Below are 11,840 nucleotides of genomic sequence, written 5' to 3' on the forward strand. Positions count from 1 at the left end.
CGAAAAACGCCCCCTTGCGGGAGCGTTCTTCTTGAATCTGGAGCGGGAAACGAGACTCGAACTCGCGACCTCAACCTTGGCAAGGTTGCGCTCTACCAACTGAGCTATTCCCGCTTGGGAGGCGAAATTCTACCTGTTCTGGAAATGGCGTCAAGCGCTTTTTTCGGGGTCAGCGAGGCGCCTTGGACCGCGTATCCACGCATGGCGTGGATCTACTCCAACACCCCCACAAAACGGTAGATCTGCGCGTGGATGGACGCTTCAGTAGATCCACGCCATGCGTGGATGCGGGCGGCTATGGGGTCAGAGCCCTTTCCTGCGGAAAGGGATCCGACCCCGGTGCTCAGTTACCCAGCTTCTTCTGCCGCGCACGCTCGCGCGCAGCGCGCTCATCATCACGCAGGCTCGGCCAGGCGGCGTGCAGGTACTGCAGGCCCGACCACAGGGTCAGCACGGCGGCAATGGCCAGGGTCCAGTCGCCGATATGGAACACCGGCGGGCCCATCCAGATGTCGTTGACCGGCACGTTGGGTGCCACCGAGTACAACAGGCACAGCAGCGCGACCATCTGCGCGGTGGTCTTGACCTTGCCGATCATCGCCACGCGCACCTTGGCGCGCTGGCCGAGTTCGGCCATCCACTCGCGCAGTGCCGACACCGCGATCTCGCGGCCAACGATCACCGCAGCCCAGAACGCCATCCACGGTGTCGGATGACCCTGCACGATCAGGAACAGCGCCACCGCCACCATCAGTTTGTCCGCGACCGGGTCGAGGAAGGCGCCGAACGCCGATTCCAGGCCGTAGCGACGCGCGATCCAGCCATCAAGCCAGTCGGTGATCGCAGCCAGGCCGAAGATCGCCGCCGATGCGAAGTTGGTCCAGGTGTAGGGCAGGTAGAACACCAGCACCAGCACCGGGATCATCACGATCCGCAACAGGGTCAGCCAGGTGGGCAGGGTCAACGTCATGCGACTTTATTCTCTCTCTACTCGGCCGGATCAGGCGCGGCCAACCCGTGCAGGTTAGCGTAGATGCGCGCTGCGAGGGCGTCATTGATGCCTTCCACCTTGGCGATTTCCGCTTCTCCGGCCGCTTTCAGGCCAACCAGACCGCCGAAATGCTTCAGCAGGCTGGCGCGCCGGCGCGGCCCGATGCCGGGGATATCTTCCAGTTTGCTGGTCATCCGGGCCTTCTGCCGGCGCCCGCGATGGCCGGTGATGGCGAAGCGGTGCGCTTCATCGCGCACCTGCTGGATGAACTGCAGGGCGGGATCGGCCGCACCCGGGCGCAGTTCGCGGCCATCGGGCATCACCAAGGCTTCATGGCCGGCACGGCGTTCCACACCCTTGGCCACACCCACCAGCAGCACGCCTTCCACGCCCAGATCGGCCAACGCCGCCTGCGCCTGCGCCAGCTGACCAGCGCCACCGTCGATCAGCAGCACGTCAGGCAGCACGCCCTGCTCTTCCACCGCGCGGCGGAAGCGGCGATCGATGGCCTGGCGCATCGCCGCGTAATCATCGCCCGGCTCGATGCCACTGATGTTGAAACGGCGGTACTGCGCGCGCACCGGGCCGGCAGCATCGAACACCACGCACGAGGCCACGGTGGCTTCGCCCATGGTGTGGCTGATGTCGAAGCACTCCACCCGCTTCACCGGCTCGGCCAGCCCCAGCATCACCCGCAGCGCCTCGCTGCGCGCGTGCTGCGCGGTGCGGCTGTTGATCTCGGTCGCCAGGGTCAACTGCGCGTTGCGGCTGGCCAGTTCCAGGTAGCCGGCGCGCTCGCCACGGACGTTCCACTTCAGCTGCACCTTGCGCTCGGCCGAGGCCGACAGCGCCGAACCGATCAGATCGGCATCGGGAATTTCGCGGTCGAGCAGGATCTCGCGCGGTGGCTCGAATTCGATGTAGTACTGCGAGACAAAGGCCGCCAGCACTTCATCCGCGCTTTCCTCGCCGTTGGTGCGGGGAAAGAACGGTCGGGTGCCCAGGTTGCGGCCGTCACGGAAGGCCAGCAGCATCACGCAGGCCTGCGAGCCCTGCATGGCCACCGCCAGCACGTCCAGATCGGCCGCGCGGCCGTCCACGTACTGACGGGTCTGCATGCTGCGCAACGAGGTGATCAGATCGCGCAGGCGCGCGGCCTGCTCGAATTCCAGCGCCTCGCTGGCGGCCTGCATCTGCTCGCCCAGCTCCCGGGTCAGCTCATCGCTCTTGCCCTCCAGGAACATCGCCGCGCGGCGCACCGACTCGGCGTAGTCCGCGGCCGGCACCAGCTCCACGCAGGGCGCGCTGCAGCGCCCGATCTGATACTGCAGGCAGGGCCGCGAGCGGTTGCGGAACACGCTGTCTTCGCAGCTGCGCAGCTTGAACAGCTTGTGCATCAGGTTCAGCGTTTCGCGCACCGCGGTGACGCCGGGATACGGCCCGAAATAGCGTCCGGGAATGGCGCGCGGGCCACGATGCAGGGCGATGCGCGGCCAGTCCTCGCGGGTCAGCAGCACATGCGGATAGGTCTTGTCGTCGCGCAGGGACACGTTGTAGCGCGGCGACAGTGATTTGATCAGCTGGTTTTCCAGCAGCAGCGCTTCGGCTTCCGAGCGCGTCACGGTCACGTCCATGCGCACGATCTGCGAAAGCATCGACATGATGCGCGCGTTCTTCGGACTGCCGTTGAAGTAACTGCCCACGCGGTTGCGCAGCGCGCGGGCCTTGCCGACGTACAACAGCGTGTCGTCGGCCGCGTACATGCGGTACACGCCCGGGGCGGTACTCAGCTGGGCCGCGAATGCCTTGCCATCGAAGGACGGGACGGGAACAACGGTCATTCGCTGATCGGCACTTCGCTGAGCACGCCGCTGTCAGGGTCCAGACGCAGTACGGTGTGCGAATCTGTTTCGGCGATCCAGACGGCACCGGCACCGACGGCCAGGCCGGCCGGGCCGTGCAGGCGCCGCGGCAAGGGCTGGGTGGTCAGTTCGCCGCCGCCCAGGCGCAACGTGCGCAGGCGGCCATTGCCGGTATCGGCGATCCACAGCAACGGCGCATCCGGGCTCAGCGCGATCGCCTGCGGGAACTGCAGGTTGGCCTGCGCGCGCGGGCCATCGTCTTCGCCAAAGCGCCAGGTGCCCTGCCCGACCAGGGTCTGCACCAGATCGCCGCGCAGCTGCAGCGAACGGATCGATGAACCCAGTGCGTCGGCGACGTACAGCACCTGCTGGACCACGGCCACGGCGGTGGGCTGGGCGAATGCGGCCAGGTGGCCACTGCCGTCGCGCTCGTCGATGGCGCCACTGCCGGCACGCCACTGCAGGCTGCGCTGGCCGAGGTGATAGCTCCAGATGCGGTTGTCGCCGGCCATGGCGATGTGCAGCTGGTTTTCGGCGATGGCCAGGCCGACCGGATGATCCAGCGACACCTGCCGTGGCTGCGCCACCGGCCCTTCCTCGGGAGCGCCCGGACGACCGTTGCCGCACAGGGTGTCGACCAGGCCGGTCAGCAGGTTGATGCGGCGCACGGCGTGGTTGCCGGTGTCGGCCACGTACAGCGACTCGCGCTCCAGCGCCAGCGCCTGCGGCCGGTGGAAAGCGGCTTCGGCGAGGTTGCCGTCCATGAAGTCGGCGGTGCCCAGGCCGAACTGGCGCAGCACGCGGCCGCCGTGACTGCATTCCAGGATGCGGTGGTGGCCGCTGTCGGCGATGTACAGCCGTTCCTGGTTCACTGCCAGACCCATGGGGAATCGCAGCGCCTGGCGCGGCTCGGGGTGCAGTTCGCTGCCTCCGCGCGAAGGGGCCGACGGCGCACCCTCGCACAGGGCATTCAGGGCCCGCTCCAGCTCGCCGGGCACGCCCTGGCCGATCAAGCGCTGCTGTTCGCGACCCTGCGCGTCCAGCAACACCATGGTCGGCCACGCGGTGACGCCGAAGCGGCGCCAGCCATCCCAATCGGCATCGAGCAGCACCGGCATGGTCAGGCCCTGGCGGCGCAGCAGCTTCAATGCAGCCGTGGCATCACGCTCGAAATCGAAACGCGGTACCTGCAGCACCAGGGGTTGCAGCTTACCGGGGTGGCGTGACAGCCACTGGCTGAACTCGGCCAGCCGTTGCGCGCTCCACGCGGAAGCCGCGTTGACGAACAACAGCGCGACCGGCCGGCCACGCAGTTCGGTCAGGGTGCAGGGCGCGGCGTTGAGCCAGGCGGCGAACTCGGGCAGGTCCGGGACGGGCTGGATGTTCATGGCCCGATTATGCCGGAGTCGGCGTGATGCAACAGGCGTGCCACGGTACGTTCGGCAGCAGCGTCGACCAGCGACCAGACCTGTTCGAAATGATCGCTGCCACCGGTATAGGGATCGGGAATCGCGCGCTCGCCCTGCCCGCCCGACCACGGCAGGTACAGCGCCAGGCGCTCGCGCTGGTCGGCGGTGGCAAGGCGCGCGGCATCACGCAGATTGGCCTCGTCGGCGCACAGTATCCAGTCGAAGGTGTCGAAGTCCTGCGGCCGCAGCTGCCGCGCGCGCAGGCTGCCCAGGTCCACGCCATGCCCGGCCGCGCACGCGATGGCTCGCCGGTCGGGTGGCTGGCCCACATGCCAGTCGCCGGTACCGGCCGAGTCGACCTGCACCCGCCCCGCCAGCGCCGAGGCATCCAGGCGGGCGCGCAGCGCGCCTTCGGCCATCGGCGAGCGGCAGATGTTGCCGAGGCAGACGACCAGCAGCTTCATCGCGCGGCCATCGCCTGCAGCAGCGTTTCGGCGCGCTGCAGGTCTTCAGGGGTGTCGATGCCCGGCGGGAAAGGTTCGGGCGAGATCGCCACGGCGATCGGATAGCCCGCTTCCAGCACGCGCAGCTGCTCCAGCGATTCCACCTGTTCCAACGTGCCCGGGGGCATCGAGGCGAACTGCTGCAGGAAGCCGGCACGGTAGCCATAGATGCCGATGTGGCGCAGCCACTGGTGGCCCTCGGGCAGGATCTCGCGGCTGCGGGCGAAGCCATCGCGGTGCCAGGCGATCGGCGCACGGCTGAAGTACATGGCCTCGTTGCGCACGTTGCGCACCAGCTTGACCACGTTGGGGTCAAACAGCGTGTGTGCATCCTCGACCGGCGTGGCCAGGGTCGACATCGGCGCGCTGCCTTCCACCAGTGCGGCGGCGACGGCGCGGATGCCGGCGGCCGGTGCGAACGGTTCATCGCCCTGCAGGTTGACCACCACGGTGTCCTCAGCCCAGCCAGCGATGCGCGCGCATTCGGCCAGGCGATCGGTGCCGGAGGCATGCGACGCCGCGGTCATCGCCACCTTCACTTCCTCCAGGCCGGACAAGGCGTCGGCAATGCGCTGGTCGTCAGTGGCGACCCAGACCTCACCCGCACCGGCCTGCAGCGCGCGGCGGGCCACATGCAGCACCATGGGCTCTCCGCCCAGCAGGCGCAGCGGCTTGCCCGGCAGCCGCGAAGCGGCATAGCGGGCCGGGATGGCAACAACGAAGTCGGTCATGCGGGCGGTACTCGGCAGGCGCGATACAGCAGGAATGCGGCCGGCGGCGTGCATTTGCAAGCGCCGCACGGCCCCTCAGTTCGGTCGCAGCTTGTCCAGGCGATCGGTCAGCGCGATCCAGAAAGCAGCGGGCAACTCGGCACGCAGCGGCACGGCGTACTGCCAGTCGTTGGCGAACGCACGGCACTTCACGGCATCCTTTTCGGTCATCAGCACCGGCAACTGGCTGCCAAAGGACAGATCCTGCGGCTGGTAGGCGTGATGGTCGGCGAAGGCGTGCGGCACCACGCCGATCGCACGCGCGCGCAGCATGTCGAAGAAGCGTTGCGGATGGGCGATGCCGGCCACGGCATGCACGCGTTGGCCCGCGAAGTACGAGAGCGGACGCGCCCGTCCACCGGCCAGTGGTTGTGCACTGTCGATGTGCAGGGCCATCGGCCATTGGCCGAAGCCGCAGGCCTGGGCAGCCGTCGCTGCATCCGCCTGGCCCAGGTTGACCACACGGAAATCGCATTCGGCGGCGCGGCTGACCGGCTCGCGCAGCGGGCCGGCGGGGATCATCAGGCCATTGCCATAGCGACGCTGGGCATCGACCACCTCGATCTCGATGTCGCGCGCCAGCCGGTAGTGCTGCAGGCCGTCATCGCAGACGATCACGTCGCAGCCGGCAGCGATCAACGCCTTGCCCGCTGCCACGCGATCACTGTCCACGCGTACCGGCACGCCGGCTTTCCAGGCGATCAGCACCGGCTCGTCGCCACCGAGGGCGGTCGGTGTATCGGCTTCCACCCAACGTGCCTTGTCCGCTTGCTCCCGGCCGTAGCCGCGGCTGGCGACGCCGGGCTTCCAGCCCGCTGCGCGCAGGCGCTCGACCAGGGCGATGGTCAGCGGCGTCTTGCCGGTGCCGCCAGCGGTGATGTTGCCGACCACGATGACCGGCACCGCCAGCGCATGGCGCTTGCGCCAGCCACGGCGGTACAGGCGCCGGCGCAGCGCGGTGACGCCCGCGTACAGCGGTGCCAGCAATCGCATCGGCCACGGCACCGGGCTGCCGTCATACCAGTACGGCGGGGTCTGGGTACCTTTGCCCGCCATCAGTCCTGCCTTTCGCGGAACTGCATGTTGTGCAGGTGCTGGTACAGGCCACCCATCGACAGCAGTTCCTGGTGGGTGCCGCGCTCAACGATGCGGCCATGGTCCATCACCAGCACCTGGTCGGCATGCTCGATGGTCGACAGGCGGTGCGCGATCACCAGCGTGGTGCGCTCGGGCATCAGGCGCTGCAGCGCGTCCTGCACCAGGCGCTCGGATTCGTTGTCCAGCGCCGCGGTGGCCTCGTCCAGGATCAGGATCGGCGCATCGCGCAGGATCGCGCGGGCGATCGCCAGGCGCTGGCGCTGGCCGCCGGACAGCAGCGCGCCATTCTCCCCCACCGGCGTCTGCAGCTGCTGCGGCATGCGTGCGATGAACTCCCAGGCATTGGCCGCTTCGGCCGCCGCGCGGATCTGCTCGTCGGTTGCATCCATGCCGTAGGCGATGTTGGCCGCGATGGTGTCGTCGAACAGCATGACCTTCTGGCCGACGATGGCCACCTGCCTGCGCAGATCGGCCAACGGGTAGTCATCCAGGGCAACGCCATCGAGCAGGATGCGGCCGCCGTTGGGTTCGTAGAAGCGTGGCACCAGCCGGATCAGGCTGGTCTTGCCGCTGCCGGAACGACCGACGATGGCGGTGACCGTACCCGGCCTGGCAACGAAGCTGATGTCGTCCAGGGCGATGCCACTGTCTTCGCGGTAACGCAGCATGACGTGTTCGAAGGCCAGTTCGCCGCGAACGCGCTGCACCGTGTGCTTGCCCTCGTCGCGCTCGACCGGCATGTCGATGATGCCGAACAGGCGCTCGGCAGCGGCCACGCCGCGCGAGATCGAGGTCTGCACGCTGGTCAGCCGGCGCAGCGACGGAATGATGGCCATCATCGAGGTCATCAGGCCCATGAACTGGCCCGCATTGAGCTTGCCGGCCAGCGCTTCGCGGGTGGACACCCACACGATCACCGCCAGCGCCAGCGCCGCCAGGAACTGGACCACGCTGGAGGCAGCCGCACGGGTCACTTCCACCTTCATGTTCAGCGCCAGCATGCGGTTGGCCAGGCGCGAGTAGCGCGAGATCTCGTGCTGCTGGGTGCCGTGCACCTTCACTTCCTGCTGCGCGGCCAGCGACTGCTCGGCGGTCTGCGCCATGGTGCCCATGCCGTCCTGGATGCCGCGGCTGATGCGCCGGTAGCGCTTGCCCACGTAGGAGACGATCACGCCGATCAGCGGCACCACCACCAGCATCGCCAGGGTCACTTTGACGCTCATCTGCAGCATCACCGCCAGCATGGCGATGATGGTCAGGGTGTCGGCCACCACGGTCTTGAGCGCATCGGCGCTGGCCTGGGTGACCTGTTCGGTATCGAAGTTCAGGCGGCTGACCATCACCGGCGTCGCTTCGGCGTCGAAGTGCGAGGACGGCAGGTGCAGGTACTTCTGCAGCACCTGTTCGCGCAGGTCGCGGACCACGCTGCGGCCGGTCTTGGCCAGCGTGTAGTCGCTGACCCAGGTGGCCACGCTGCGCATCAGGAACAGGCCGAGGATGGTCAGCGGCAGGATCACCGCCATGCGCGGCTCAGGGTTGACGAAGCCGCGGTTGACCAGCGGCTCCATCAGCTTGGTGAAGTGATAGCCGGCCAGGGCTTCGACCACCATCGCGATGACCGCGCCGATCATGAACACCCAGTAGGTGCGGGTATAGCCCAGCAGACGTTTGTAGATCGGCCACACTGGCGCGTGATGGGAACTCATGGACGCACCTCTGGCGCTGTTGCAATGGCGATACGACGGAAGCCGAGCTGGCCCAGCGCATCCTGCGCGGTGACCACGGCCTGGTAGGGAGTGCGTGCGTCGGCACGCAGCAGCACGGTCTGTTCACGGTCGCTGCCGGCGACGGCGGCGATCGTCTGCTTGACCGATTCGACGTCGCTGCGCAGCACTTCCTGATCGTTGACGAAGTAGCGGCCGTCCGCGTTGATCAACACGCTGAGCGAGCGCGGCGGCTCGTTGGTCTGCTGCTGGCTGGCGGTCGGCAGCTGCACCTGCAGGGTCGAACGCGCATCGAAGGTGGTGGTGACCACGAAGAAGATGATCAGCACCAGGATGACGTCGATCAGCGGCACCAGGTCGATATGCGGTTCATCCTGGGACCGGTCGTTGCCGATACGCATCGATCAGGCCTTTGCCGTGGCGGCGGAGGACGCGCGCGCGGCGGGCGGCGGGCTCATCACCCCGGGGCGACCATCCAGCGTATCCAGCAATGCGCTGGCTTCCTGCTCCATCTCCACCACGTAGCCGTGGATGCGGCCCTTGAAGAAGCGGTGGAACATCAGCGCCGGGATCGCCACGATCATGCCGGTGGCGGTGCACACCAGCGCCTTGCCGATACCGCCGGCAAGCTGGTTCACATCCCCCACGCCGTGGTCGAGGATGCCCAGGAACATCTGGATCATGCCGACCACGGTGCCGAGCAGGCCCAGCAGCGGGCCGGCCGAGGCGATGGTGCCCAGCGCGTTGAGGAAACGCTCCATGCGGTGCACCAGGTGGCGACCGGTGTCTTCGATGCGCTCGCGGATCTGGTCGCGCGGGCGGTTGCGCGCTTCCAGTGCGGCGGCCAGCAGGGCGCCCAGCGGTGAGTTGGCACGCAGGGTCTGCAGGTGCGCCGGGTCGAGCTTGCCGCGCGCGGCCCAGTTGCGCACTTCCTGGCCCAGGCCAGGTGGCAGCACCTCGTTACGCCGCAGGGACCAGAAACGCTCCAGGACGATCGCCAAAGCCAGTACGCCCAACAGCAGCAGCGGCACCATCGGCCAGCCACCGGCCTTGACCAGTTCCCACACGTTTCAACCCTCCGGCCCAACGGCCGCTTGTTCGATCGGCGATAGGATAGCAGCCGACCGTGCCCGCCCAGCGGCATCCCACCACCGGGCTGCGTGGATACGCTGTTCACGCAGCTGCAGGCCTTGTGCGCCAAGCCATACGCGGATCGCGCCGGACTCGGCGGTGGACAGCACTTCGGCGCCGGCCGCCTGCCAGCGCTGCACCACGTCACGCTTCGGGTGGCCAAAGCGGTTCTGGTGCCCGGCCGAGACCAGCGCCAGCTGCGGCGCCACCGCCTTCACCCAGCCCGCAGTGGAGCTGCCTCCGCTGCCGTGATGGGGCACCAGCACCACATCCGCACGCAGCGCGCCGGCAGCGCCCGCCAGCAGCGCCTGCTCGCCTGGCCGGCCGATGTCGCCGGGCAGCAGCACCACCCCATGGGCGCCGGCAACCCGCAGCACGCAACTGGCCTCGTTGTCGGCGCCCTTCATGCCAGCGGCCGGGACAGCGTCAGGCGGGTGCAGCACCTGGAAATCGACCCCGTCCCATTGCCAGCGCAGTCCCTGTTGGCAGGGGCCGGCAGTGGCAATCGCACTGCCCCGTGGCGCCAGTATCTCCAACCCCGGCAGTTGCCGGCGCAGCGCAGCAAGGTTGCCGCTGTGGTCAAGGTGGTCGTGACTGATCATCACCCGCGCCGGAGGCGCCTGCCCCAACGCGCGCAACGTCGGCAGCAGCATCCGCTCCTCTCCCTCGCTGCCTGCGGGCGGACCGACGTCGTACCAGAGTGCGTGGTGGGCGGTCCGCAACAGCACCGCCGTGCCCTGGCCGACATCGTGCACCACCAGTTCCAGCTCTCCCCGCTGTGGCGCCGACCGTGCCGGCCACAGCAGGGGCAGGCACAGCAATGACCCGGCAAGCACCGCACCCGCACCGCGTGGCAACAGCCACCAGAACACCCCCAGCAAGGCCGCCGGCAACGCCCAGGCAGGCCCCTGCGCCAGCCACCACATTGCCTGCGGGTGCTCGGCCAACGGCCGCATCAGCTGCCAACTGGCATCGAACACCCAGGCTGCCGCGCGCCAGGGCCACTGCCCTGCCCCGCTATGCAGGGCCTCCAGAGCGGTTCCCAGCAGGGCCAAAGGCACTACCAGCAGGCTCCACAGCGGAATGACCGGCAGATTCACCAGCGGCCCCAGCCGCGCGGTTCCACCAAACAGCGCCACTGCCAGCGGCAGCAGAGCGACGCTGGCCACCCCCTGTCCTGCGACAGCGCCGCGCAGCATCGCGGAGAACCCCTTCGGCCGCCCCTGCGGCAGGCACCACAACAACCACAGGACGCCGCCGAAACTGAGCCAGAAGCCCGCAGACAGCACCGACAGCGGGGCCGGCAGCAGCATCGCCAGCGCGGCCAGCGCCAGGCCCTGTGCCACCGTCACCGGACGGCGGACGACGCGCGCCAACGCCACCACCGCGATCATCAACGCGGTGCGCACGGTCGGCAGCTCGCTGCCTGCAACAACGGCATAGCCGGCCGCCGCCACCGCAGCGGCACAGGCCGCCGCCTGCGGTCGTGGCCAGAACCCGGCAAGTCCTGGCCAGGACCGCCAGAGAACAGAACACAACAAGGCGGCGAAGCCCGCCACCAGACCGACATGGAAGCCGGAGATGGCGATCAGGTGGGTCAGGCCCAGCGCGCGCAGCTGCGCCCAGTCGATATCGGACAGGCCACGCGTATCGCCCAGCGCCAGGGCCTGGATGAACCGCGCCGAGGGGTGTGCGATCTGCGTGGCGATGGCCGCACTGGTGCGCTCGCGCCAGGCGGGCAGGCCATGCGCGGGGCGCAGCTGCCGCGTAGTGCCGGCGTCACGCACGTTGCCACTCGCTGCCAATCCGTGCAGCAGCGCGTGCCGCTCGCCATCGAAGCCACCCGGGTTGATGCGCGAGCGTGGCGGCCGCACGCGCAGCGACAACTGCCAGTCCGCGCCAGCGTGCAGGCGATGTCTCTGGTCTGTCCCGGCGTCGACCGGCCCGCGCCGGGGCGCGTGCCAGAACACCTGCAGCCGCTTTCCGCGCAGCATCGGCGTCGCATCGGACGCATCGACCCGGAACTCGAACCGGGTGTATCCAGGCGCTTGCTTTGGCAGATCGACGACCTGACCCCGGACGATCACATCCTGCGCGGCAGCACCGGCCGGCAGCTGCGCCTGCAGTGCCCAGTATCCATGGCAGGACGTCCAGGCCAGGCCGAACAGCAACGCAGCCGCCGCGCGCCCGCGCCAGCGCAATACCCAGCCCAACGCCGCGACGGCGGCTGCCGGAACAGACGCCCATAGCGGTGGCAACACAGGCAACAGCACGCAGGCCAACGCGCCGGTGACCACGCCGGCTGCGCACGCGGGGCCCAGCAACGGCGACACGGTCCGATCGGCAGCCATC

Annotated in this window: 10 protein-coding genes and 1 tRNA gene; all 11 read right to left on the minus strand. The window is 68.6% G+C overall.

Annotation, left to right across the window (positions count from 1 at the left end):
• Positions 1-38: 38 nt before the first annotated feature.
• Positions 39-114, minus strand: a tRNA-Gly gene (locus ACFX4F_RS10250).
• Positions 115-343: 229 nt separating this feature from the next.
• The gene (pgsA, locus tag ACFX4F_RS10255; RefSeq protein WP_099820053.1) at positions 344-970 is read right to left on the minus strand and encodes a CDP-diacylglycerol--glycerol-3-phosphate 3-phosphatidyltransferase; all 627 of its coding nucleotides are present in this window, start codon (positions 968-970) and stop codon (positions 344-346) included.
• Between the two features lie 17 nt (positions 971-987).
• Positions 988-2,832 (minus strand): excinuclease ABC subunit UvrC, encoded by a 1,845-nt coding sequence (gene uvrC, locus ACFX4F_RS10260; protein WP_367785452.1) that lies wholly within the window; start codon positions 2,830-2,832, stop codon positions 988-990.
• A complete protein-coding gene (locus ACFX4F_RS10265) occupies positions 2,829-4,241 on the minus strand; it encodes a hypothetical protein (RefSeq protein WP_380654833.1) in 1,413 nt (470 codons plus the stop codon). Before ACFX4F_RS10265 ends, uvrC begins: the two co-directional genes overlap by 4 nt.
• Positions 4,238-4,726, minus strand: coding sequence for a low molecular weight protein-tyrosine-phosphatase (locus ACFX4F_RS10270; RefSeq protein ID WP_099820050.1), 489 nt, complete (start codon positions 4,724-4,726; stop codon positions 4,238-4,240). Before ACFX4F_RS10270 ends, ACFX4F_RS10265 begins: the two co-directional genes overlap by 4 nt.
• The gene (kdsB, locus tag ACFX4F_RS10275; RefSeq protein ID WP_380654836.1) at positions 4,723-5,496 is read right to left on the minus strand and encodes a 3-deoxy-manno-octulosonate cytidylyltransferase; all 774 of its coding nucleotides are present in this window, start codon (positions 5,494-5,496) and stop codon (positions 4,723-4,725) included. The genes ACFX4F_RS10270 and kdsB overlap by 4 nt, the downstream gene beginning before the upstream one ends.
• A gap of 75 nt (positions 5,497-5,571) precedes the next feature.
• On the minus strand, positions 5,572-6,591 hold the full coding sequence (gene lpxK / locus ACFX4F_RS10280) for a tetraacyldisaccharide 4'-kinase (protein ID WP_380654839.1): 1,020 nt from the start codon (positions 6,589-6,591) through the stop codon (positions 5,572-5,574).
• The gene (gene msbA, locus ACFX4F_RS10285; protein ID WP_099820048.1) at positions 6,591-8,339 is read right to left on the minus strand and encodes a lipid A export permease/ATP-binding protein MsbA; all 1,749 of its coding nucleotides are present in this window, start codon (positions 8,337-8,339) and stop codon (positions 6,591-6,593) included. Before msbA ends, lpxK begins: the two co-directional genes overlap by 1 nt.
• Positions 8,336-8,758, minus strand: coding sequence for a biopolymer transporter ExbD (locus tag ACFX4F_RS10290; protein ID WP_025875217.1), 423 nt, complete (start codon positions 8,756-8,758; stop codon positions 8,336-8,338). The genes msbA and ACFX4F_RS10290 overlap by 4 nt, the downstream gene beginning before the upstream one ends.
• A 3-nt stretch (positions 8,759-8,761) precedes the next feature.
• Positions 8,762-9,424 carry a MotA/TolQ/ExbB proton channel family protein gene (locus ACFX4F_RS10295; RefSeq protein ID WP_380654844.1) on the minus strand — a complete coding sequence of 221 codons (663 nt, stop codon included), beginning with the start codon at positions 9,422-9,424 and terminating at the stop codon, positions 8,762-8,764.
• A gap of 3 nt (positions 9,425-9,427) precedes the next feature.
• Positions 9,428-11,839: a DNA internalization-related competence protein ComEC/Rec2 gene (locus ACFX4F_RS10300; protein ID WP_380654847.1), complete on the minus strand. Its 2,412-nt coding sequence runs from the start codon at positions 11,837-11,839 to the stop codon at positions 9,428-9,430.
• Between the last annotated feature and the right edge of the window lies 1 nt (position 11,840).

The sequence above is a fragment of the Stenotrophomonas sp. YIM B13575 genome (genome assembly GCF_042787595.1).
GTDB lineage: Bacteria > Pseudomonadota > Gammaproteobacteria > Xanthomonadales > Xanthomonadaceae > Stenotrophomonas > Stenotrophomonas lactitubi_B.

Coding starts and splice junctions, on each gene's coding strand:
- pgsA (WP_099820053.1), bottom strand. CDS start 970: ATGACGTTGACCCTGCCCACCTGGCTGACCCTGTTGCGGATCGTGATG.
- msbA (WP_099820048.1), bottom strand. CDS start 8,339: ATGAGTTCCCATCACGCGCCAGTGTGGCCGATCTACAAACGTCTGCTG.
- ACFX4F_RS10300 (WP_380654847.1), bottom strand. CDS start 11,839: ATGGCTGCCGATCGGACCGTGTCGCCGTTGCTGGGCCCCGCGTGCGCA.
- uvrC (WP_367785452.1), bottom strand. CDS start 2,832: ATGACCGTTGTTCCCGTCCCGTCCTTCGATGGCAAGGCATTCGCGGCC.
- ACFX4F_RS10290 (WP_025875217.1), bottom strand. CDS start 8,758: ATGCGTATCGGCAACGACCGGTCCCAGGATGAACCGCATATCGACCTG.
- ACFX4F_RS10265 (WP_380654833.1), bottom strand. CDS start 4,241: ATGAACATCCAGCCCGTCCCGGACCTGCCCGAGTTCGCCGCCTGGCTC.
- ACFX4F_RS10270 (WP_099820050.1), bottom strand. CDS start 4,726: ATGAAGCTGCTGGTCGTCTGCCTCGGCAACATCTGCCGCTCGCCGATG.
- kdsB (WP_380654836.1), bottom strand. CDS start 5,496: ATGACCGACTTCGTTGTTGCCATCCCGGCCCGCTATGCCGCTTCGCGG.
- lpxK (WP_380654839.1), bottom strand. CDS start 6,591: ATGGCGGGCAAAGGTACCCAGACCCCGCCGTACTGGTATGACGGCAGC.